Annotated in this window: 19 protein-coding genes and 1 pseudogene; 8 read left to right on the plus strand and 12 right to left on the minus strand. The window is 68.5% G+C overall.

Going from position 1 to position 22,516, the window contains the following annotated elements; genetic code table 11:
• Positions 1–47: 47 nt before the first annotated feature.
• Together chrA and WT24_RS25915 are read right to left on the minus strand one after the other, a co-directional pair.
• Positions 48–1,259, minus strand: coding sequence for a chromate efflux transporter (gene chrA, locus WT24_RS25910; protein ID WP_060036250.1), 1,212 nt, complete (start codon positions 1,257–1,259; stop codon positions 48–50).
• Positions 1,260–1,365: 106 nt separating this feature from the next.
• Positions 1,366–2,073, minus strand: a complete 708-nt coding sequence (locus tag WT24_RS25915) for a Crp/Fnr family transcriptional regulator (protein WP_059504684.1) — start codon at positions 2,071–2,073, stop codon at positions 1,366–1,368.
• An 81-nt stretch (positions 2,074–2,154) separates the two neighbouring features.
• Here WT24_RS25915 and WT24_RS25920 point away from each other — a divergent pair, with 81 nt between their 5' ends.
• The 3 genes and pseudogenes from WT24_RS25920 to WT24_RS25930 all read left to right on the plus strand — a co-directional run bounded on the left by WT24_RS25920 (position 2,155) and on the right by WT24_RS25930 (position 3,656).
• On the plus strand, positions 2,155–2,679 hold the full coding sequence (locus WT24_RS25920; protein ID WP_060036251.1) for a DUF962 domain-containing protein: 525 nt from the start codon (positions 2,155–2,157) through the stop codon (positions 2,677–2,679).
• Between the two features lie 64 nt (positions 2,680–2,743).
• Positions 2,744–2,959: pseudogene (locus WT24_RS25925) on the plus strand (ketopantoate reductase C-terminal domain-containing protein); the annotation flags it as partial.
• Positions 2,960–3,050: 91 nt separating this feature from the next.
• Positions 3,051–3,656 (plus strand): bifunctional 2-polyprenyl-6-hydroxyphenol methylase/3-demethylubiquinol 3-O-methyltransferase UbiG, encoded by a 606-nt coding sequence (locus tag WT24_RS25930; protein WP_060036253.1) that lies wholly within the window; start codon positions 3,051–3,053, stop codon positions 3,654–3,656.
• Positions 3,657–3,675: 19 nt separating this feature from the next.
• Here WT24_RS25930 and WT24_RS25935 read toward each other — a convergent pair whose 3' ends face one another.
• Both WT24_RS25935 and mdtD read right to left on the minus strand, forming a co-directional pair.
• On the minus strand, positions 3,676–4,950 hold the full coding sequence (locus WT24_RS25935) for an EAL domain-containing protein (RefSeq protein ID WP_034208206.1): 1,275 nt from the start codon (positions 4,948–4,950) through the stop codon (positions 3,676–3,678).
• A gap of 168 nt (positions 4,951–5,118) precedes the next feature.
• Positions 5,119–6,555 (minus strand): multidrug transporter subunit MdtD, encoded by a 1,437-nt coding sequence (gene mdtD / locus WT24_RS25940; protein WP_034208205.1) that lies wholly within the window; start codon positions 6,553–6,555, stop codon positions 5,119–5,121.
• 226 nt (positions 6,556–6,781) lie between these two features.
• Between mdtD and WT24_RS25945 the strand changes: the two genes are divergently transcribed.
• Complete coding sequence (locus WT24_RS25945) at positions 6,782–7,105, plus strand: DUF2917 domain-containing protein (RefSeq protein ID WP_060036254.1); 324 nt, start codon at positions 6,782–6,784, stop codon at positions 7,103–7,105.
• Here the strand turns inward: WT24_RS25945 and WT24_RS25950 are convergent.
• Complete coding sequence (locus tag WT24_RS25950) at positions 7,078–8,310, minus strand: citrate/2-methylcitrate synthase (RefSeq protein WP_060036255.1); 1,233 nt, start codon at positions 8,308–8,310, stop codon at positions 7,078–7,080. The two genes, WT24_RS25945 and WT24_RS25950, sit on opposite strands and share 28 nt — an antisense overlap.
• A gap of 140 nt (positions 8,311–8,450) precedes the next feature.
• On the opposite strand from WT24_RS25950, the gene WT24_RS25955 reads away from it, so the two are divergent.
• Complete coding sequence (locus tag WT24_RS25955; RefSeq protein ID WP_060036256.1) at positions 8,451–9,842, plus strand: CoA transferase; 1,392 nt, start codon at positions 8,451–8,453, stop codon at positions 9,840–9,842.
• A gap of 25 nt (positions 9,843–9,867) precedes the next feature.
• Here WT24_RS25955 and WT24_RS25960 read toward each other — a convergent pair whose 3' ends face one another.
• Positions 9,868–10,614 carry a GntR family transcriptional regulator gene (locus WT24_RS25960; RefSeq protein WP_006489667.1) on the minus strand — a complete coding sequence of 249 codons (747 nt, stop codon included), beginning with the start codon at positions 10,612–10,614 and terminating at the stop codon, positions 9,868–9,870.
• A 166-nt stretch (positions 10,615–10,780) separates the two neighbouring features.
• Here WT24_RS25960 and WT24_RS25965 point away from each other — a divergent pair, with 166 nt between their 5' ends.
• Entirely contained in the window at positions 10,781–11,626 is an 846-nt protein-coding gene (locus WT24_RS25965) for an aldo/keto reductase (RefSeq protein ID WP_060036257.1), read from the plus strand.
• Between the two features lie 30 nt (positions 11,627–11,656).
• Here WT24_RS25965 and WT24_RS35485 read toward each other — a convergent pair whose 3' ends face one another.
• From WT24_RS35485 to WT24_RS25990, 6 genes are all read right to left on the minus strand, one after another.
• Positions 11,657–12,928, minus strand: a complete 1,272-nt coding sequence (locus WT24_RS35485; RefSeq protein ID WP_082742296.1) for a hypothetical protein — start codon at positions 12,926–12,928, stop codon at positions 11,657–11,659.
• Positions 12,929–13,219: 291 nt separating this feature from the next.
• Positions 13,220–14,230 carry a HoxN/HupN/NixA family nickel/cobalt transporter gene (locus WT24_RS25975; RefSeq protein WP_179949396.1) on the minus strand — a complete coding sequence of 337 codons (1,011 nt, stop codon included), beginning with the start codon at positions 14,228–14,230 and terminating at the stop codon, positions 13,220–13,222.
• A 162-nt stretch (positions 14,231–14,392) separates the two neighbouring features.
• The gene (fusA, locus tag WT24_RS25980; protein ID WP_059504705.1) at positions 14,393–16,504 is read right to left on the minus strand and encodes an elongation factor G; all 2,112 of its coding nucleotides are present in this window, start codon (positions 16,502–16,504) and stop codon (positions 14,393–14,395) included.
• 227 nt (positions 16,505–16,731) lie between these two features.
• A complete protein-coding gene (locus tag WT24_RS25985) occupies positions 16,732–17,232 on the minus strand; it encodes a DUF192 domain-containing protein (protein ID WP_059824900.1) in 501 nt (166 codons plus the stop codon).
• A gap of 160 nt (positions 17,233–17,392) precedes the next feature.
• Entirely contained in the window at positions 17,393–17,608 is a 216-nt protein-coding gene (locus WT24_RS33655) for a hypothetical protein (protein WP_011352970.1), read from the minus strand.
• Positions 17,609–17,890: 282 nt separating this feature from the next.
• Positions 17,891–18,469: a pseudouridine synthase gene (locus WT24_RS25990; protein ID WP_006490892.1), complete on the minus strand. Its 579-nt coding sequence runs from the start codon at positions 18,467–18,469 to the stop codon at positions 17,891–17,893.
• A gap of 275 nt (positions 18,470–18,744) precedes the next feature.
• Here WT24_RS25990 and icd point away from each other — a divergent pair, with 275 nt between their 5' ends.
• Together icd and WT24_RS26005 are read left to right on the plus strand one after the other, a co-directional pair.
• On the plus strand, positions 18,745–20,001 hold the full coding sequence (icd, locus tag WT24_RS26000; RefSeq protein WP_006478026.1) for an NADP-dependent isocitrate dehydrogenase: 1,257 nt from the start codon (positions 18,745–18,747) through the stop codon (positions 19,999–20,001).
• Positions 20,002–20,284: 283 nt separating this feature from the next.
• Positions 20,285–22,513, plus strand: coding sequence for an NADP-dependent isocitrate dehydrogenase (locus WT24_RS26005; protein ID WP_060036260.1), 2,229 nt, complete (start codon positions 20,285–20,287; stop codon positions 22,511–22,513).
• Positions 22,514–22,516: the final 3 nt, after the last annotated feature.

Genomic DNA, 22,516 nt, shown 5'->3' on the forward strand with positions numbered 1-22,516 from the left:
GGGCTTTTTGTTTTTTGTCCCGCCCCGAACGCGGCGCGTGGGCCGGATCAGCCGGCCATGCCGAGCAGCCAGCCGAACGCCGCGCTCGCGATCACGACGGCCCACGGCGGCACGCGCCAGAACACCAGCGCGACGAAGGCGACCAGCGCGGCGGCCAGATCGCGCGGCGCGACGATCGTGTCGGTCCAGACCGGGCGATAGAGTGCGGCGAGCAGCAGCCCGACGACGGCCGCGTTCACGCCGGCGAGCGCGGCCTGCATCCGCGCGCTGCGGCGCAGGCGCTCCCAGAACGGCGCGGTGCCGGCGATGAGCAGGAACGACGGCGCGAAGATCGACACGAGTGCGATCGTGCCGCCGAGCCAGCCGTTCGGCGCATCGCGCAGCGACGCACCGAGGAATGCCGAGAACGTGAACAACGGCCCCGGCACGGCCTGCGCGACCCCATACCCGGCGAGAAACGCCGAATCGCCGACCCACCCGGGCGCGACCACCGCCGCCTGCAGCAGCGGCAGCACCACATGGCCGCCGCCGAACACGAGCGCACCCGTGCGGAAGAACGCGTCGACGACGGCGAGCGTGTCGGAGCGCAGCGCGCGGGCCGCGAACGGCAGTGCGACGAGCAGCGTCGCGAACACGGCGAGCCACAGCACGCCTGCCCGCGGCGACACGTGCAGCGGCAACGGTTCATGCGCGTCGCGCGCCGGTTGCGGCAGCAGCACGAGCCCGGCCGCTCCCGCCACGACGATCACCGCGATCTGCGTCCAGGCGGCCGGCGCGAGCAGCGCGACGCACGCGGCCGCGGCCATCAGCGTGACGCGTCGCGCGTCCGGGCACAGCGTACGCGCCATGCCCCACACCGCTTGCACGATCACCGCGACCGACACGATGCGCAGCCCGTGCAGCGCACCGGCTTCGATCGGCGCGCCCGACGCGTGAACGCCGAGCGCGAACAGCATCATCAGCAGCGCCGACGGCAGCGTGAAACCGAGCCACGCGGCGAACATGCCGGCATAGCCGGCACGCGCGAGACCGATCGCCATCCCGACCTGGCTGCTCGCCGGACCCGGCAGGAACTGGCACAGCCCGACGAGATCCGCATAAGTGCGCTCAGTGAGCCAGCCGCGCCGCGTGACGAATTCCGCGCGAAAGTAGCCGAGATGCGCGACCGGCCCGCCGAACGACGTGAGGCCGAGCCGCAGGAACGCGACGAATACGGGCCACGGATGGCGGGCGGGGGCGGGGAGGGTCGACGTGTTCAAGGCGGTGCGGGCGGCGGACGGAACGAGCCGCCACGATAGCGCAACTCGGCGGCCGCGGGCAGCGCATCGAGGCCGATGGAGGCTGATCGAGGCCGTCGTGCGGCGTTCAGTACGTGCCGTCGCCGAGCCCGCTCGCGCGGCGCAACGCGTCGATGTCCACGAGCTCGATCTCGCCGACGTGCAGCCGCACGACGCCGTCGGCCTGCAGCGCCTTCAGCAACTGGTTGGTGGTCTGCCGCGTCAGCGACAGCATCGACGCGAGCGTTTCCTGCGACAGCCGGACGTGCGTGCGCCCGGCGCTGATGCCGCCGTAGCCTTCGGCGATCATCAGCAGTCGCGCGGCGAGCCGTTGCGCGGCCGGCATCACGCTCATCGACTCGACGGTCAGGAAGCTCAGGCGCAGCTTTTGCGCCATCAGCAGCGCGAACTGCCGCCAGTACTGCGGCGTCGTATCGAGGATCGCGAGCAGCGCGGCCTGCGGCACGTGCAGCAGCAGCGCGTCGTCGAGCGCGATGGCGTCGTGCGTGCGCGGCTGGCCGTCGAACAACGCGATCTCGCCGAACCACGTGATCGGCTCGGCCACCGTCAGCAGCGTTTCCTTGCCCTGCGGATCGACCGCACCTATCGTGAGTGAACCGGCCAGCACCGCGTACAGCCCGCACGGCGGGTCGCCGCGCCGGAACAGCGCGTGGCCGGACGGCAGACGGCGCAGCGTCGCGCGGGCGATCAGTTCGGCGCGCAGCGCGGGGGGCAGCGCGGCGAACCACGGGTTCGCTTCGATCTGCGGCAGGTACGGGGCGAGCGAGGAAGGCATGGGCACGCGATGTCGGGTAGCTGACAGAGGTTCTCGGGCGTGACGCGCATCATAGCGCTCGATAGCCGATCAGGAGACGCCATGAAAACCCTCGAAGACCATCTTTCCCAGTATGCGGCCTACCATCGCGACGCGCGCAACATCGCGACGCATCTGGTCGGCATCCCGATGATCGTGTTCGCGGTCGAGGTGCTGCTGTCGCGGCCGGCGATCGGCGCGCTGGCCGGCATTGCGTTGTCGCCGGCGCTGCTGCTCGCCGTCGTGTCCGCGGCGTTCTACCTGCGTCTGGACCTGCGGTTCGGGATCGTGATGACCGTGCTGCTCGCGCTCGGCCTGTGGGCCGCGCAAGCGCTGGCGCTGCTGCCGACCGCGCAATGGCTCGCGATCGGCGTCGGCGCGTTCGTGGTCGGCTGGATCGTGCAGTTCGTCGGGCATTGGTTCGAAGGCCGCAAACCCGCGTTCGTCGACGATCTGGTCGGCCTGATCGTCGGGCCGCTGTTCGTCGTCGCCGAGGTCGCGTTCTTCGCGGGGCTGCGCGGCGACGTGCGCCGCGAAGTCGAGCGGCGCGCGGGCCCGGTGCACGGCGGCGCGCATTCGCATGTCTGACAGGCCGGCCGGGCCGGTCTGCGTGTTCGGCGCAGGCGCGGTCGGCTGCTATCTCGGCGGCCGCCTCGCGGCGGGCCGCGCGACCGAAGTCGACTGGATCAATGGTGAAATCGTGCGGCTGGCCGGGCGCTTCGGTGCGCCGGCGCCGGTCAATGCGCGACTCGGCGCGCTCGTCCACGACGCGGAACGCGCGGCGGCGCGCCCGGCGTGGCGCGGCGATGCGCTGTGGGCCGACCTGTCCGCGCAGGCGCCGCGCGTGGGCCATGTACGGGCCGCGTAGGCCGGCGTCGCACCATCCGCCGTCGGCGCGGGCCGTGCGTAACGGCTAAGATGCGGAGTGCGTCATACGACGCCTTTGCGGAGCAATCGCCATGGTGGATCGCCCGACTCTCGATGCCTACGAGGCCCATGCCGCGCAATACGCGCAGGACTGGCTCGATCAGGCCGCGCCCGACGACATGTACGCGCTGCTCGAACAGCATTTCTCGCCGGGGCTGACCGCCGACGTCGGCTGCGGCGCGGGGCGCGACACGGCCTGGCTCGCATCGCGCGGCTTCGACGTGCGCGGCTACGATGCGAGCGCCGCGCTGCTCGACGAGGCGCGACGGCACCATCCGGGTCTGGTTTTCGAGCTGGCCGTGCTGCCGGCGCTGGCCGGCGTACCGTCCGGCGCGTTTCGCAACGTGCTGTGCGAAACGGTCGTCATGCATCTCGAACAGGCGGGCGCAGCGGCGGCCGCCGCGCGGCTGGCCGAGCTGCTGATGCCGGGCGGCACGTTGTACCTGAGCTGGCGGGTGGCCGGAAACGGCGTGTTGCGCGACGAGCGCGGCCGCCTCTATACGCCGCTCGACTCGGCGCGGATGCATGCGGCGCTGGGCGCCGGCGTGCATGTGATCGACGAACACGAGGTCGTCAGCGCGTCGTCCGGCAAGCGCGTGCACCGGCTGATCGTGCGCAAGGCGGGCGGCGACGCGTGAACGCGGCGCGCCATCGGGCTCATTCGCGGCTGAGTGCCGCTTCCCAGTTGATGTCGACGCAGAGCACCTGCATGCCCGTCGCGGCCGGTGCGGCGATCGATGCGGTCACGCACAGGTGCGCCTCGTTGATCGACAGGTACGGCGCCGTCAGATGCACGCCGCCCGGCGCGCGCATCGCGTCGATGAAATACGGGCGGCGTTCCCAGCTCGCGCCTTCGGAATGCAGCAGCGGCCGGAAGCGTTTCGCGCGTTGCGACACGCTGCCGCGCGCGAGCACGTTGTCGCCGATCTGGCGGCCCGACGCGTCGAGCAGGAAGCAGCGCGCGGTCTCCGGCAGCCCGAGCACGGCGGCGGCCGCGTCGGTGAGCGATTCGCCCGCGCCGAGCTTGCGGCTCGCTTCCTCGAGCGCGGCGACGTACGGTGCGAGCCGTTCCGCCTGCGTGCGCTCGCGCTGCGCGACGCGCAGCCGCAGCGCGGCCGACAGCGTGTCCATGCAGCCCGCGGCGGCCTGCGGCTGCACGGGATCGACGCTCGGCCCCGCGAAGTACTGGCCCTGCACGAAATCGACGTCGCATTCGAGCGCGATCAGCGCGTCGCGTTCGGTCGCGAGCCCGCCCATCAGCACGAGCTGGCCGGATTCGTGCAGCAGCGACACGAGCCCCGGCAGCACGCGCTCGAGATGCGAGTGCTCGCTCGCCTGCGCGAGGATGCCGCGGTCGAGCGTGACGATGTCCGGATGCAAATGCCACACGCGATCGATGTTCGAATGCTTCGCGCCGAAGCCGACGAGTGCGATCAGGAAGCCGGCCTTGCGCAGCCCGTCGATGATCGCCGCATAGCGCGGCGTCTCGCCGCCGGCCTGTTCGGGCACCTCGAGCACCACACGGTGCGGCGGCAGCCCGAGCGCCTTCAGGTTCGCGAGCAGCGCGTCGCCGTAGATGGTGTCCATCAGCGCGGCCGGATGCAGGCTCAGGAAGAGCCATTCGTCGTGGCTGTCGAACGCGTGGAAGTTACCGAGATGCAACGATTCGGCGAGCCGGCCGAGCTCCAGCAGGTCGCCGCGCCGCGCCGCCTGCGTGAATACCTCGTGCGACGCCACCTGGCGGCTTTCCTCGTCGTGCGCGCGCAGCGACGCGTGATAGCCGATCGCGCGCCGGTGCGACACCGAGAAAACGGGCTGGAACACGCTGAACACGGTGTAGCCGCCGTACAGCACGGTGCGCCGGTTCCCGTCGTCGCCGGCGACGGGGCGGGGCGGCTGAAAGCCGGGGGGATCGATTTCGATCATGCTCATGATGTCGGCCGAAGGAAGACTGCCAGTTTACCTACAGAATAGGCGAGCAAGAAGCATGCACGGCAGCGCGCCGCGTGCGGCCGCCATTCGCGGTCGGTACGCGCACGCGTGCCCGGCCGCGTTGCACCGCGATGGTGCGCGCGAGCCCGATTCGGCGCGCACCGCGCGTCACGCGCGCTCGGACGGGTCGGTCTTGCGCGCGGTGCTGCGGATTTCGGGCGCGAGCTGCGCGAAGATCCACGCGGACGCGGCCGTGATGATCCCGACGCAGATGAACGTTGCATGGAACGCCGGCAGCGTGTTGCTCGGCGTCACGGTGCGCAGCATGCCGGTGAACGTCGCGAGCAGCGCGCCGGCGACCGTGACGCCGAGGCTCATCGACAGCATCTGCACGAGCGAGAACAGGCTGTTGCCGCTGCTCGCGCCGCCGGTGCCGAGATCCTTCAGCGTCAGCGTGTTCATCGCGGTGAACTGCATCGAGTTGAAGCCGCCGAACAGCGCGAGATGCACGACCTTCACCCACACCGGCACCGTGTCGCGCATCAGCGCGAAGCTCGCCATCATCACGCCGACCATGATCGTGTTCGCGAGCAGCACCTTGCGGTAGCCGTGCCGCGTGATCAGGCGCGTGATGATCCGTTTCGAGAACATGCCGGCCGCCGCGACCGGCAGCATCATCAGCCCGGCCTCGAACGCCGAGTAGCCGAGGCTCACCTGCAGCAGCAGCGGGATCAGGTACGGCATCGCGCCGCTGCCGATCCGCGCGAACAGGTTGCCGAGCAGCCCGACGCTGAACGTGTGGATCTTGAACAACTCCAGCGAGAAGATCGGCTGCGGCGCGCGCACCGCGTACAGCCCGTACGCGACGAAGCACGCGAGGCTCAGGATCAGCAGCACCAGCACGGCCGCGTGCTGCATGCCGAGATCGGCGAGCCCGTCGAGCGACAGCGAGATCGCGACCATCCCGATCGTCAGCAGCAGATAGCCCTTCAGGTCGAAGCGGCCGGCGGCCGGGTTGCGCGAATCGGGCATCGAATAGAAGGTCGCGATGCAGCCCGCGACGCCGACCGGCACGTTGATCAGGAAGATCCAGTGCCACGACGCGATCTTCACGAGCCAGCCGCCGAGCGTCGGCCCGATCAACGGGCCGATCAGGCCCGGAATCGCGACGAACGACAGCGCGGGCAGGTAGCGCTCGGCCGGGAACGTGCGCAGCACCGCGAGCCGCCCGACCGGCAGCAGCATCGCGCCGCCGACGCCCTGCACGACGCGGAACGCGACGAGCTGCGTCAGCGTATGGGCGTTCGCGCACAGCAGCGAGCCGAGCGAGAACACCAGGATCGCGCTGAAGAACACGCGCCGCGTGCCGAACGTGTCGGCAAGCCAGCCCGATACGGGGATCATCACCGCCATCGTCAGCGAGTACGCGATCACGACCGATTGCATCCGCAGCGGCGATTCGCCGAGGCTCGCGGCCATCGACGGCAGCGCCGTGTTGACGATCGTCGCGTCGAGCGTCTGCATGAAGAAGCCCGTCGCAACGAGCCAGAGCATTACGGTGAGGTTCTTTTCGCCGGGAGCGGCGGCGGGTGGGCGTTGGAACATGACGGCGGGGACGGTGGCGCGGGACAGCCGACATTGTAGGGAAAGCCGCCGCGCCGTGCAGTTCGGGGCGCTGTGTCGGGTGGCCCGCCCGGCCCGGCCGCCGGATGCCTGTCTCCGTCGGGCGGCCAGTACAGTTCAGCCGAAAGTGTCTGCGGCCGTATCTGTCCGTGCGCCGCCGCTATCCGAAATACTGGAGGCATCGACCCCGTGCGACCAGGAGGCTGCCATGCGCGAACTGCGACTTTACGTGATGGACGGCGACGAGCCGGCCGGACGGTGGCGGATCGTCGATCGCACGCTGCTCGAGGTGGCCGAAGGCGACGTGTGGGTGACCGTCGAGGGACGGCCCGACGATCACTGGCTGGGCGCGGGCGCATCGCTGACCTTGCTGCCCGGCACGCGCGCGTGGGTCAGCGCCGGGCCGCGCGGCGCGACGTTCGCGTTCGGCCCGCTCGCCGTGCCGGCCGAGCGCGGCGTGTTTGCATGGTGGCGCCCGTTCGCCGCATGGCGCGGCGGCCGGCGTCACGCAGCCGCGTCGCTGCCGACGTAGCGCGCCCGCGGCCGGATCAGCTTTCCGTCCGCGTACTGTTCGAGCGCATGCGCGATCCAGCCGGCCGTGCGACCGGCCGCGAACAGCGTGAACGCCGCGCCGTCGGGCAGCGCGAGCGTGCGCTCCAGCACCGCGAGCGCGAAATCGATCGTCGGCCGCAGGCCCGTCGCCGCTTCGACGCGCGAAGCGAGCATGCGCGCCATGCGCGGCGCCGGCTGCTCGGGCGTCGAAGCGTGCAGTGCATCGAGCAGCGCCCGCGCGCGCGGGTCGCCGTCGGGGTACAGCGGGTGCGCGAAGCCGGACAGGGCCGTGCGCCCGCCGTCCGCGCGTTCGTCGTGCGCCAGCCGCAGCGCGAGGTAGCGATCGAGATCGGCGGCGCGGGCGGCTTCGTCGAGCAGCGTGCCGGCGCGGAACGTCTCGCCGCCGTGGCGCGGCCCCGACAGCGCCGCGAGCCCGCCCGAGATCGCGCCGAACAGATGGGTGCCGGTCGATGCGATGCAGCGCACCGCGAAGGTCGACGGATTCAGTTCGTGATCGGCGCACAGCACGAGCGCACGCCGCAGCAGGTCGGCTTCGTCGCGCCGTCGCACGCGCCACGCGGCCGCGAGCTGGCGGTGCACGGGTGCGTCGCCCGGCGCGATGCCGACGAGCGCCGCCGTCGCGACGCGCAGCAGCAGCGCTGCGGAATCGAGCTGCGCATTGCGCCCTTGCGCCCACAGGCGCGGCAGCGATGCGGCCGCGGCCGGCAGCAGCACCAGCGCCCGTTCGAGCGGTGCGAGATGCGTCCAGCGACGCGCCCAGTCGTCCCACTGCGCCGCATCGAAACCGGTCGATGCGAGCGACGTGGCGGCCAGCCGCGCGGGCGGACAGTCCCACAGCCGCGCGGCCGTTTCTTCGAGCGTCGCTGCGTCGGCCAGCGCGATCGCATCGGCGCCGCGGTACCGCAGGCGGCCGTCGGCGATCTGCGTGATCCGCGATTCCAATACCGGCACGCCCCAGTCGAGCGAACGTTCGGCGACGCCGCCCGCGCGCTTCGCGTCGGCGCGGCGGCGCGCGAGCAGGCGCACCTCGTTTGCGTCGTAGCGGCGGCGCTTGGTCGTGCCGTCGGGCAGCGAGCGCAGCAGGCCGCGGCTCACGTATGCATAGAGGGTGCTCACGCTGACGCCGAGCATGCCGGCGGCTTCCTGTGCACTGACGGATGTCATGCCGGTTGCTCCTGTTGCCGCGCATGAAGCGCGGGCTCGCTACAACTATTCGTTATGTATTGATTCGCGCAATCAAGATTGATCGTGCCCGTCGCGAATTCTAGACTCGATTTCGTCTCCCCAACGGCGTCTCCTTCACCATGACACCCGAATTCGCATTGGCGCATCTTTGGCAACTCGCAGACGGCGCGCGCGACGCGCTGGCCCGGACGACCGTGACCGGGCAGGACCCGGCGCTGCCGTCGACGTTTCATGTCGGCACGCTTGCCGCCGCGACGATCGCCGCAGCCGGGCTCGCGGCGGCCGAATGCCATCGGCTGCGAACGGGCGTGGCGCAAACGGTCGACGTGTCGGTGCGCGACGCGCTCGTGGCGTTCCGCAGCGAACGCTACCTGCGCGTGGACGACGGGCCGCCGCCGGAGTTGCGCCATCCGGTGACCGGCTTCTTCGAGACGGGCGACGGACGCTGGATTCAACTGCACGCGAATTTCCCGCATCACCTGCACGGCATTCTCGACGTGCTCGGCTGCGGCTCGCAGCCCGCCGACGTGGCCGCGGCGATCCGTACGTGGGACGGCGCGGCACTCGACACCGCGCTGGCCGAGGCCGGCCTGTGCGCGGCATTGATCAGAACCCCTGACGAATGGGCGGTTCACGAGCAGGCGCGCGCGATCGCGTCGCTGCCGCTGTTCGAGATCGAACGGATCGGCGACGCACCGGCCGAGCCGATCGGCCGCGGCGAGGCCGGCCAGCCGCTGGCGGGCGTGCGCGTGCTCGATCTCACGCGCATCATCGCGGGGCCGGTCGCGGGCCGCACGCTGGCGTCGCACGGCGCGCAGACGCTGCTCGTCAACGGTCCGCACCTGCCGAACATTGCGCCGCTCGTGATCGACAACGGGCGCGGCAAGCGTTCGACGTGGGTCGATCTGCGCGACGCGGCAGGCGTCGATACGCTGCACGCCCTGGCGCGCGATGCGGACGTGTTTCTGCAGTCGTATCGGCCCGGCGCGCTCGCGGCGCGCGGCTTCGCGCCGCAGGCGCTGGCGGCGCGGCGACCCGGCATCGTCTACGTGTCGGTGTCGGCGTACGGGCATGCAGGACCGTGGGCGGCGCGGCGCGGGTTCGACAGCCTCGTGCAGTCGGCGAGCGGAATCGCCTGGCAGGAGCAGCAGGCCGTGCAGGCGAGCGGGCCGCGCCATCTGCCGTGCCAGGCGCTCGATCACGCAACGGGGTATCTGGCGGCGTTCGGCGCGATGATCGCGCTCGCACGGCGGGCGCGCGAAGGGGGAAGCTGGCACGTGCGGATGTCGCTCGCGCAGACGGGGCGCTGGCTGCAGTCGTTCGGTGTCGTGCCGGACGAGCTGCACGCGCCCGATCTCGCGCTTGCCGACGTGCGGGACCGGATCGACCGCATCGCATCGCCGTTCGGCGTGCTCGACACCGTGCGGCCGGCCGAGCGGTTGTCGGCGACGCCGCCGTCGTTCGCGCGTCCGCCCGTGCCGCTCGGCACCGACGACGCACGCTGGCTGTGAGGGCCGGCGGCGACGCGCGCTCGCGTTACTTGCGCAGTTCGACGACGAAATCGTAGTAGTCGTTGCGGCAGTAGGTATCGGTCAGTTCGATCGCGCGCTGGTCGGACGTATAGCCGATCCGCGTGATCAGCAGGAGGGCGTCGTGCGGGGCGATGCCCATCTGCTCGGCGATCTCGTCGGTCGCGTTGACCGCGCGGAAATGCTGCAGCGCGCGCACGATCGGCGTGCCGCGCGCTTCGAGATAGCTGTACAGCGAGCCGACGATCGCCTGCGGGTCGGGAATCAGCGTGGCGGGGAACGTCGAGTTCTCGACGGCCATCACGATGCCGTCGGCGAGACGCAGGCGTTTCAGGCGTGTAACCGATGCGGCCGGCGACAGTCCGAGCTGGATCACTTCGTCGCGGTTCGCGGGCTGGATTTCGCGCGCGAGCCACTGCGAACTCGGCTTGAAGCCGCGGCGCTCGAGCATTTCGCTGAAGCTCGACAGCCGCGACAGCGGATCCTCGTAGCGCGGCTGGATGAAGTTGCCCGCGCCCTGTGTGCGGCGGATCAAGCCTTGCTCGACGAGCAGCGCGATCGCCTTGCGCGCGGTGATGCGCGACACGCCTAGCGCTTCGGACAACACACGCTCGGAGGGCAGCGCTTCGCCGGCCGTCCAGCGGTTGTCGTGGATCGCGTCGCCGAGCTTGCGGGCGAGCTGCAGGTAGAGCGGCGTATCGTTGTCGGGGTCGGGGCGCAGGTCCTGCCAGCGGTCGTCCGTGGGTGCCTTCATACAATGGGTATCGATCAGGTTGCGGCCATTCTAAGTCATCATGCCGCGCCGTTATAGCCGGTTTTTGCCGTGTAATAGGCTGGGGGCGCACCGATTGACTACACTGATGCGTCGTATCCGATGCTTCGGCCGCGGTGTGCGGCCACGAATCCGCAACGAGGAACGCATGACAGACACGATCGCCACGGTCGCCTTGCCGAACGGCGAGACGATTCCGAAGCTGGGCCTGGGCACCTGGGAAATGGGCGAGCGGCCGGCGCGGCGCGCGGACGAGATCGCCGCGCTGCGCGAGGGCATCGAACTCGGGATGACGCTGGTCGATACGGCCGAGATGTATGGCGACGGCGCGACCGAGGAGCTCGTTGGCGACGCGCTCGCGGGCCTGCGCGACGACGTGTTTCTCGTCAGCAAGGTCTATCCGCACCATGCGAGCCGGCGCGGTGTCGTCGCCGCGTGCGACGCGAGCCTCAAGCGCCTGCGTACCGACCGCCTCGACCTGTACCTGCTGCACTGGCGCGGCTCGGTGCCGCTCGAAGAAACCGTCGCGGGCTTCGACGCGTTGCAACGTGCGGGCAAGATCCGCCACTGGGGCGTGAGCAATTTCGATACGGCCGACATGGCCGAACTCGTCGGCGAGGCGGGCGGCGGTGCGTGCGCAACCAACCAGATTCTCTACAACATCGCGCGACGCGGCCCGGAATTCGACCTGCTGCCGTGGCTGGCCGACCATCGGATTCCGGCGATGGCGTATAGCCCGGTCGATCACGGGCGGCTGCCCAAACGCTCGCCGCTCGACGAGATCGCGCGGCTGCGCGGCGTGTCGGTGATGCGCGTCGCACTGGCATGGGTGCTCGCGCAGCCGGCTGTATTCGCGATTCCGAAGGCGTCGCGGATCGAACACGTGCGCGACAACCGCGCCGCGCTCGACTTGGTGTTGAGCGATGACGAGCGCGCGCAGCTTGACGCGTATTTCCGTCCGCCGCGCAGCAAGCGCGCGCTCGAGATGCTCTGACCGTATTCGGCCGGGCAACGCTTCGTCGGGTCAGTGATTGCCGCCGGACGATCCGCCGTTGCCGTGACCGCCGCCGTTGCCGTTACCGGCGCCACGGCCGTTGCCGACGCCGTTGGCCCCGCCGTTGCCGGCGCCGCCACTGCCATTGCCGTTACCGTTGCCGCCGCCATTGCCGTGGCCGCCGGTGCCATTGGCGCCGCCGCTCCCGCCGCCGTGACCCGCGCCCCCACCGCCGTTACCGTTTCCGCCACCGCTGCCCGCGCCGCCGCTATTGCCACCATTACCACGGCCGTTGCCGACACCGTTAGCGCCGCCATTGCCGGCTCCGCCACTGCCGTTGCCATTGCCGTTGCCGCCGCCATTGCCGTGACCGCCTCCACCGTTGCCACCGCCATTGCCATTGCCATGGCCGCCGCCATTGCCGTGACCGCCACCGCCGTCACCATGGCCGCCACCGTTGCCGTGACCACCACCGCCGTTGCCATGGCCGCCACCGCCGTCACCATTGCCGCCGCCATTGCCATGGCCGCCACCACCGTCACCATGGCCGCCGCCATTGCCATGGCCGCCACCGCCGTCACCATTGCCGCCGCCATTGCCGTGACCACCACCGCCGTTGCCATTGCCGCCGCCGTTGCCGTGGCCGCCACCGTGGCCGCCGCCGTCACCATCGCCACCACCACCGTGGCCACCGCCACCCGAAGTACCGCCACCCGAAGTACCGCCACCCGAAGTACCGCCACCCGAAGTACCGCCACCCGAAGTACCGCCGCCCGAGGTACCACCGCCCGAGGTGCCGCCACCCGAAGTACCGCCACCCGAGGTGCCGCCACCCGAAGTGCCGCCACCCGAACCACCGTTACCCGACGCATTGCCTCCCCGGCCCGTGCCGCTCGTACTGCCTGAAGTTCCGCCTGTCGTTCCACCGACACCGGCCGGTCCGACGGCCCCGTTCCCGTTATTTCCGCCGCTACCGTTGCCACCGCCACCGCCGCTACCGGTGCCACTGCCGTTTCCATTCCCATTGCCGCTGCCGCTGCCGCTCGCACCGGCACCGCCATTACCGACGCCCCGGCCGGCATAAACGTGCGCCGCGCACGCGGCCGGATTGGCGGCGCACGGCGATGCGTTCTCGACCAGCGTCATGATGGTGTCCGCGCTGGCGTTCGCGTCGGGCGTGGTGTCAGGCGTGGTGTTCTGTGCGACGGCATACGAGCAGCAGCACGCAAACGCGGCCGCGGCCAGCAAGGTTGCACGAGGGCGCCGTCCCGCCGCGCGGAACGGTTGTTTCGTCTTATGCATCATGGCCTCCCCATGCGCGCGATGCCTCGTTGCCGCGCGACGATCTACGTGTGGTGCAGGGGGGCGTAAAAGATTCGTTGTCCTATCGTCGGCCGATGGCCGTCGGGCCGGCGCTTGACGCCAGCCGCGAATGCGAATCGGCACGCGGGCCCGCCGTGCGAATCCCTATCTGCGAGATTCGTGCCATCGGCCGCTTGGGCCCGTGGCGAAAGGCGGGCGTCGTCGCGTGACCACGCCTGCAACGTCGCAGGGGGGCGTTTTGTTTCCGGAATGAAACGTCGGGCGCGTCGTTCAGCGCGCAGGCGCGTCGGCCGCACGTTGCCAGCGGTGGAACAGGATCGACGCGATCCAGCAGACGAGGAACAGCGCGACGATGCCGTAGCCGATCGAGCCGAAGCGTTCGCCGAGCGCATCGAGCGTGTCGCGCACGGGGCCCGTCAGCGACAGCTTGTCGGCCAGCAGGCCGGCCGCCTCGATCCCGCCGATCGCCAGCGCGACGGCCGCCGACACGAACGTGATGCTCGCGTTGTAGAGCAGCTTGCGCTGCGGATCGTCCATTGCCCAGCCGTATGCGTGAATCATCAGGACGTTGTCGGTCGAGTCGATCAGCGTCATGCCGGCGGTGAATAGCGCGGGGAACAGCATGATCGTATAGACCGGCAGCCCCTGGCTGGCCTGCGCGGCGGCGATCGCGAGCAGGCCGATTTCGGTTGCAGTATCGAAACCGAGCCCGAACAGCACGCCGACCGGATACATGTGCCAGCTCTTCGACACGAACCGGAACAACGGGCGCAGCAACCGTGAGACGAGTCCGGCGGGACGATGATCATGCGCGCCGTCGTGCGTGTGCCCGGATGCGCCGCGATAGCGTCGCCACACGTCGCGCAGGATCGCCAGGTTCACGCATGCGAGCACCAGCAGGAACGTGGCCGATACCGCCGTGCCGATCGTGCCGCCGATCTCGCGGAACGCATCGAACCGGTCGCGCAGCGCAAACGCGGCGAGCGCGATGCCGAGCGTCGCGGCGATCACGATCGTCGAATGGCCGAGCGAGAAGAACAGGCCGACGCTCACCGGACGCTGGCCGTCCTGCATCAGCTTGCGCGTCGCGACGTCGATCGCGGCGATGTGATCCGCGTCGACCGCATGACGCAGCCCGAGCCCGTACGCGATCGCCGCGGTGCCGAGCAGCAGCGGATGGTCGCGCAGCACCGCGAGCGCCCACAGCCAGACGGCGACGTTCGCGGCGATCAGGCCGGCATAGAGGGCCAGCAGGCGGCGCAGGGCAGGGGTGGGCGGCATCGGGCGGGTTCCATCTGACGATTCGCCATCCATTGTGGCACGCGAAAAAAAGCTCGGCGTATCGATCAACAAGTCGCGAGCGCGATGCGCCGCGCCGGATGAAAAAAAGCCCGTCCGGAACCGGACGGGCTTCGCGTGCATGCGCCGGGGCGCGCGCGGCGCTTACTTCGTCTTCGCGTTGATCACGGCTTCCGACACGTTCGCCGGCGTTTCCGCGTAATGCTTGAACTCCATCGTGTACGTCGCACGACCCTGCGTCGCCGAGCGCAGCGACGTCGAATAGCCGAACATCTCCGCGAGCGGCACCTCGGCGCGCACCAGCTTGCCGCCGCCGCCCGCGATGTCCTCCATCCCCTGCACGATGCCGCGCCGGCTCGACAGGTCGCCCATCACGTTGCCCATGAAGTCCTCGGGCGTCTCGACCTCGACGGCCATCATCGGCTCGAGCAGCACGGGCTTTGCCTTGCGCATCGCTTCCTTGAACGCCATCGAGCCGGCCATCCGGAACGCGTTTTCGTTCGAGTCGACGTCGTGGTACGAGCCGAACGTCAGGTGCACCTTCACGTCGACGACCGGGTAGCCCGCGAGCACGCCGCTCTTCAGCGTGTCCTGGATGCCCTTGTCGACCGCCGGGATGTACTCGCGCGGAATCACGCCGCCCTTGATCTCGTCGAGGAACTCGTAGCCCTTGCCCGGGTTCGGCTCGAGCGTGATCACCGCATGGCCGTACTGGCCGCGACCGCCCGACTGCTTGACGAACTTCCCTTCGACGTCGGCGGCCGTCGTGCGTACCGTCTCGCGATATGCGACCTGCGGCTTGCCGACCGTCGCTTCGACGCCGAACTCGCGCTTCATCCGGTCGACCAGGATTTCGAGGTGCAGCTCGCCCATCCCCGAAATGATCGTCTGGCCGGACTCTTCGTCGGTCTGCACGCGGAACGACGGATCTTCCTGCGCGAGGCGGTTCAGCGCGAGGCCCATCTTTTCCTGGTCGGCCTTCGTCTTCGGCTCGACGGCCTGCGAGATCACCGGCTCCGGGAATTCCATCTTCTCGAGGATGATCGGCTTGGCCGGATCGCACAGCGTGTCGCCGGTGGTCGCTTCCTTCAGGCCGACGGCCGCCGCGATGTCGCCCGCGCGCACTTCCTTGATTTCCTTGCGCTCGTTCGCGTGCATCTGCAGGATCCGCCCGAGCCGCTCCTTCTTGTCCTTCGTCGCGTTGAGCACCGTGTCGCCCGACTCGACGACGCCCGAATACACGCGGAAGAAGATCAACTGGCCGACGAACGGGTCGGTCATGATCTTGAACGCGAGCGACGAGAACGGCTCGTCGTCGCTCGGGTGGCGTTCCGCCGGCTTTTCCGGATCGGCGAAATCGTGGCCGAGGATCGCGGGCACGTCGACCGGCGACGGCAGGTAATCGATCACCGCGTCGAGCATCGCCTGCACGCCCTTGTTCTTGAACGCGCTGCCGCACAGCATCGGCACGATCTCGTTGGCGATCGTGCGCTGGCGCAGCGCGGCCTTGATCTCGTCCTCGGTCAGCGATTCATGGTCGTGCAGATACTTCTCGAGCAGTTCCTCGCTCGCTTCGGCCGCGGCCTCGACCATCTTCTCGCGCCATTCGTGCGCGAGCTCGACCAGGTTCGCGGGGATGTCCTCGTACGTGAACTTCACGCCCTGGCTTTCGTCGTCCCACACGATCGCCTTCATCTTCACGAGATCGACGACGCCCTGGAAATGATCTTCGGCGCCGATCGGAATCTGGATCGGCACGGCGACGCCTTTCAGGCGGTCGCCGATCTGCTTCTGCACGCGGAAGAAGTCGGCGCCGATCCGGTCCATCTTGTTGACGAACGCGATGCGCGGCACCTTGTACTTGTTCGCCTGGCGCCACACGGTTTCCGATTGCGGCTGCACGCCGCCGACCGAGTCGTAGACCATGCACGCGCCGTCGAGCACGCGCATCGAACGCTCGACTTCGATCGTGAAGTCGACGTGCCCGGGCGTGTCGATGATGTTGATCCGGTGTTCCGGATAGTTGCCGGCCATGCCTTTCCAGAAGGCCGTGGTCGCCGCCGACGTGATCGTGATGCCGCGTTCCTGCTCCTGCTCCATCCAGTCCATCGTGGCCGCACCGTCGTGCACTTCACCGATCTTGTGGCTCACGCCGGTGTAAAACAGGATGCGCTCGGTCGTCGTGGTCTTGCCGGCATCGATGTGAGCGCTGATCCCGATATTTCGATAGCGCTCGATGGGGGTTTTGCGGGGCACGTGAACCTCCTGGTGGTTCGGATCGTAAGCGGGCCGGCTGGAGCCGGCCCGGGCTGGAACAAGCGAGACTTCAAGCATAGCGCTTGCGCGTGGCTTTTGCAGATGCGGCCGGCGCAGGCGGAATCAAGGCGCGCACCGCCGCCGGCGGGCGAAAAAAAACCGGCGCGCCACGGGCGGCCGGCTTGCGGTCGGTGCGCGGCGCGATGCCGCCGCGCGGGCCGTTGCCGTTACTGGGCCCGCGGCAGGCCGTCGAGCTTCATGCCGGGCTTGATGCCCTTCGCGGCAAACCAGCCCTTGCTCATTTCGAGCGCATAGACGCCGTTGTTGCGCGGACAGTGGTTGTCGGTCGTCTCGGCCTTCATCTCGTCGATGTCGGTGATCGTGCCGTCCGCGCGGATGAACGCGATCGACAGCGGAATCAGCGTGTTCTTCATCCAGAAACAGTGCACGGCGTTCTCGTTGAAGACGAACAGCATGCCTTCGTTCGGCGCGAGCTGCGAACGGTACATCAGCCCCTGTTCGCGATCGGCGTCGTTGGCGGCGACGGCCGCGTCGATCACATACATGCCGGCGCGCAGCTTCACGCGCGGGAACTCGCTCGGCTGCTTGGCGCCAGGCGGCACTTGCGCGCCGGCGGCCTGCATGCCGAGCGCGAGGACGGCGAGGGCGGCGGGAAACACGGCGGCGCGCGCAAGGCGGCCGAGCGACGGGCGCAGGGAGAATGGCACAGCATGGCTCCTGTCTGGAAAACGAGACCCGCATGGTACGCGATGCGCGCCGGCGGGCACAAAAAAGAAAAAGGCAGATCGCCTTGCGGTGATCTGCCTTTCAACGCCGTAAGAACGGCAGAACTGCGTGTTCTTGACTGCGTTATTACAGCTTGCTTACTTAGTTCGAAGCAGCTGCCGGTGCTGCTGCGTCGCTTGCTGCAGCCTTCTTCGATGCCTTGTGGTGCTTCTTGGCAGCGTGGTGCTTCTTGGCAGCGTGCTTAGCCGGTGCCGAAGCAGCTTCTGCTGCTGCCGGAGCAGCTTCCGGAGCCGAAGCTTGTGCGAAAGCAGCCGTTGCGAAGAGGCCAGCGACCAGAGCGGCGATCAGTTTGTTCATGTTGTGTTCCTCAGCTTTAGTTAATTAACCAAATGACCCGGCAATAGGAGTCATGTCGTCTAACGGTGCCATCCACCTTTCGGTTGACAGACGCTTCGAGAAATTTCTCTTTGCGCTGCGGGCGCCGAATCGTATTCGAATAAAACGTCGCTTTCGTGACGCAAACACGGGTTCGGCTGCCAATGCCGGATAGCTAAGGTTGGCATCTGCGTGGTTTAACGCGCGATCTCCGCGGGCGGTTGACGAAAAAGACGACGAAAAAATTCGCGCATCCCGGATGCGTCATCCGGCGGGCGCGAAACCGTCCCACGGCGCGCGCGGCGGCAGGGCGATCGTTTCGCCCGGCGCAATGCCGAGCGCGAATATATCGAGCGCGCCGATGCCGACGCGCACCAGGCGCAACGTCGGGAAGCCGACGGCCGCCGTCATCCGGCGCACCTGCCGGTTCTTGCCCTCGGTGATCGCCAGCTCGATCCAGGTGGTCGGGATCGCGGCGCGGTAGCGGATCGGCGGATTGCGCGGCCACAGCGTGTCGGGCGGCTCGATGAATTCGGCGCGGCACGGGCGCGTCACGTAGTCGCCGAGGTCGACGCCGCGTGCGAGCGCCTTCAGGTCGGCGGGCCCCGGCGCGCCGTCGACTTGCGCCCAGTAGCGTTTCACCAGCTTGTGGCGCGGCTCCGCGATGCGGGCCTGCAGCGCACCGTCGTCGGTGAGCAGCAGCAGCCCCTCGCTGTCCGCGTCGAGCCGGCCGGCCGCGTACACGCCGGGCGTTTTTACCCAGTCGCCGAGCGACGGCCGCGTCTCGTGCGCGGAAAACTGGCAAATCGTGCCGAACGGCTTGTTGAGGGCGATCAGGTTCATGGCGGGGGCCGCCCGGCGCCCCGCGGGAAGCCGGGGCGGGCGGTCTATGGCAAATGGCGGAATCTTAATGCATAATACGGAACGGCAAGTCCTCTGTCTTATATAAGACATAAGTGAGGTCTTGATGCGCAGTGCCGCGGTTCGCGCCGAAGTGCCCGGTTGGGGCGCTAGAATAGCGGCTCGCTGTTGCCGTCACGGGGTGGCCATGCCGCGCCCCCGCCGCGCGCGCAGTTTCGACCAGCATCACCTGCTCAGCCACGTCACTGGAGTCGATCATGCCGTATCAGCACATCAAGGTTCCGGAGGGCGGTGACAAGATCACCGTCAACAAGGACTTCTCGCTCAACGTTTCCGATCAGCCGATCATTCCCTATATCGAAGGCGACGGTACGGGCTTCGATATCACGCCGGTCATGATCAAGGTCGTCGACGCGGCGGTCGCGCATGCCTACAAGGGCAAGCGCAAGATCCACTGGATGGAGATCTTCGCGGGCGAGAAGGCGACCAAGGTGTACGGTCCGGACGTGTGGCTGCCGGACGAAACGCTGCAGGTGCTGAAGGAATACGTGGTGTCGATCAAGGGGCCGCTCACGACCCCGGTCGGCGGCGGCATCCGTTCGCTGAACGTCGCGCTGCGCCAGGAACTCGACCTGTACGTGTGCCTGCGTCCGGTCCAGTACTTCAAGGGCGTGCCGTCGCCGGTGCGCGAGCCGCAGAAGATCGACATGGTGATCTTCCGCGAGAACTCGGAAGACATCTACGCGGGTATCGAATGGGCCGCGGGCTCCGAGCAGGCGAAGAAAGTGATCAAGTTCCTGCAGGACGAGATGGGCGTGAAGAAGATCCGTTTCCCGGAAACGTCGGGGATCGGCGTCAAGCCCGTGTCGACCGAAGGCACCGAGCGCCTCGTGCGCAAGGCGATCCAGTACGCGATCGACAACGATCGCAAGTCGGTCACGCTGGTGCACAAGGGCAACATCATGAAGTTCACGGAAGGCCTGTTCCGTGATGCCGGCTACGCGCTCGCGCAAAAGGAATTCGGCGGCGAGCTGATCGACGGCGGCCCGTGGATGCGCGTGAAGAACCCGAAGACGGGCAACGAGATCGTGATCAAGGATTCGATCGCCGATGCGTTCCTGCAGCAGATCCTGCTGCGCCCGGCCGAATACGACGTGATCGCGACGCTGAACCTGAACGGCGACTACATCTCCGACGCGCTGGCCGCGCAGGTCGGCGGCATCGGGATCGCGCCGGGCGCGAACCTGTCGGATTCGGTCGCGATGTTCGAGGCGACGCACGGCACGGCGCCGAAGTACGCAGGCAAGGATTACGTGAACCCGGGTTCCGAGATCCTGTCGGCGGAAATGATGCTGCGTCACCTCGGCTGGACGGAAGCAGCCGATACGATCATCGCCGCGATGGAGAAGTCGATCCTGCAGAAGCGCGTCACGTACGACTTCGCGCGCCTGATGGAAGGTGCGACGCAGGTATCGTGCTCCGGTTTCGGCGAAGTGCTGATCGAGAACATGTAAGACCCCTTCCGGGGTGGGCCGGCAGGTTGCCGGCCGCCCCGGCGCTGACTGCCGGCGCCGGAGCGTTTCGTGGATGGCAGGTTTTGTTGGCAGGGCGGCCCGGCATGCGGGCCGCGGCGCCGCGATGCGGCCCGCAAGCCCTGCAAGGTAGACCATGACGGCCCTCGCAACACCACCGCCCGGCTGAACCGGCGCGCCCCTTTCGCGATCGACCCGGTCGCTCCCCGCCGGTTACCGCCGGCGCTCCTCAGTCCCATCATCACGTAGCAATGCTTTGACCACCATGTCCACTTCGCCCAAGATCATCTACACCCTCACCGACGAAGCGCCGGCGCTCGCGACCTATTCGCTGCTGCCGATCGTCAAGGCCTTCACGCGTTCGTCCGGCGTCGCCGTCGAAACGCGCGACATCTCGCTCGCCGGCCGCATCATCGCGGCATTCGCAGACGTCCTGCCGTCGGAGCAGAAGGGTTCCGACGATCTGGCCGAGCTGGGCCAGCTCACGCTGAAGCCGGAAGCGAACATCATCAAGCTGCCGAACATCAGCGCATCGGTGCCGCAACTGAAGGCCGCGATCGCCGAACTGCAGGCGCAGGGCTACGCGCTGCCGGCCTATCCGGAAGATCCGTCGACGGACGAAGAGAAGGCCGTCAAGACGCGCTACGACAAGATCAAGGGCAGTGCGGTGAACCCGGTGCTGCGCGAAGGCAACTCCGACCGCCGCGCGCCGCTGTCGGTCAAGAACTACGCACGCAAGCATCCGCACAAGATGGGCGCGTGGAAGCCGACGTCGAAGGCCCACGTCGCGCACATGACCGAAGGCGACTTCTACGGCAGCGAGAAGTCGGCGCTGATCGCCGATGCCGGCAGCGTGAAGATCGAACTCACGACGGCCGACGGCGTGAAGAAGGTGCTGAAGGAAAAGACGGCCGTGAAGGCCGGTGAAGTGATCGACGCTTCGGTGATGAGCCGCAAGGCGCTGCGCAGCTTCATCGAAGCGCAGATCGCCGACGCGAAGGCGCAGGACGTGCTGTTCTCGGTGCACCTGAAGGCGACCATGATGAAGGTCTCGGACCCGATCCTGTTCGGTCACTTCGTGTCGGTGTTCTACCGCGACGCGCTCGCGAAGCACGCGGACGTGCTGGCGAAGGTCGGTTTCAACCCGAACAACGGGATCGGCGATCTGTACGCGCGCCTGAAGGATCTGCCGGCCGACACGCGCGAAGCGATCGAGGCCGACGTCAAGGCCGAATACGCGGTGCGCCCGCGTCTCGCGATGGTCAACTCGGACAAGGGCATCACGAACCTGCACGTGCCGAGCGACGTGATCGTCGACGCATCGATGCCGGCGATGATCCGCGATTCGGGCGGCATGTGGGGCCCGGACGGTCAACTGTACGACGCGAAGGCCGTGATTCCGGACCGCTGCTACGCGGGCGTCTACCAGGCCGTGATCGAGGACTGCAAGCAGCACGGCGCGTTCGATCCGGTCACGATGGGCAGCGTGCCGAACGTCGGCCTGATGGCGCAGGCGGCCGAAGAATACGGTTCGCACGACAAGACGTTCCAGATCCCGGCGGACGGCGTCGTGCGCGTCATCGACGAAGCCGGCAACGTGCTGCTCGAGCACGCAGTCGAGTCGGGCGACATCTGGCGCATGTGCCAGACGAAGGACGCGCCGGTGCAGGACTGGGTCAAGCTGGCCGTCAACCGCGCCCGCGCGACCGGCGCGCCGGCCGTGTTCTGGCTCGATCCGGCGCGCGCGCACGATGCGCAGATCATCGCGAAGGTCGAACGCTACCTGAAGGATCACGACACGAACGGCCTCGACATCCGCATCATGACGCCGGTCGAAGCGACGCGTTTCTCGCTCGAGCGCATTCGCGCGGGCAAGGACACGATTTCGGTCACCGGCAACGTGCTGCGCGACTACCTGACCGACCTGTTCCCGATCATGGAACTCGGCACCAGCGCGAAGATGCTGTCGATCGTGCCGCTGATGGCCGGCGGCGGAATGTTCGAAACGGGGGCGGGCGGCTCCGCACCGAAGCACGTGCAGCAGTTCGTCGAGGAAGGCTTCCTGCGCTGGGATTCGCTCGGCGAATTCCTCGCGCTGGCCGCGTCGCTCGAACATCTCGGCAACGCTTACCGGAACCCGAAGGCGCTCGTCCTCGCGAAGACGCTCGACCAGGCGACCGGCAAGTTCCTCGACGAGAACAAGTCGCCGGCGCGCAAGGTCGGCGGCCTCGACAACCGCGGCAGCCATTTCTACCTGTGCCTGTACTGGGCGCAGGCGCTGGCCGAGCAGACCGACGACGCCGCGCTGAAGGCGCAGTTCGAAGGCGTGGCGAAGGCGCTGTCCGACAGCGAAGCGCGCATCCTGGAAGAGCTGGCGGCCGCGCAAGGCAAGCCGCAGGCGATCGGCGGCTACTACCGTCCGAACGTCGAGCTGACGAGCCAGGCCATGCGCCCGAGCGCGACGCTGAACGGCATCGTCGACGCGGTTGCCTGACGC

The organism is Burkholderia sp. MSMB1078WGS (assembly GCF_001528895.1).
In the GTDB taxonomy this organism is placed as follows: domain Bacteria; phylum Pseudomonadota; class Gammaproteobacteria; order Burkholderiales; family Burkholderiaceae; genus Burkholderia.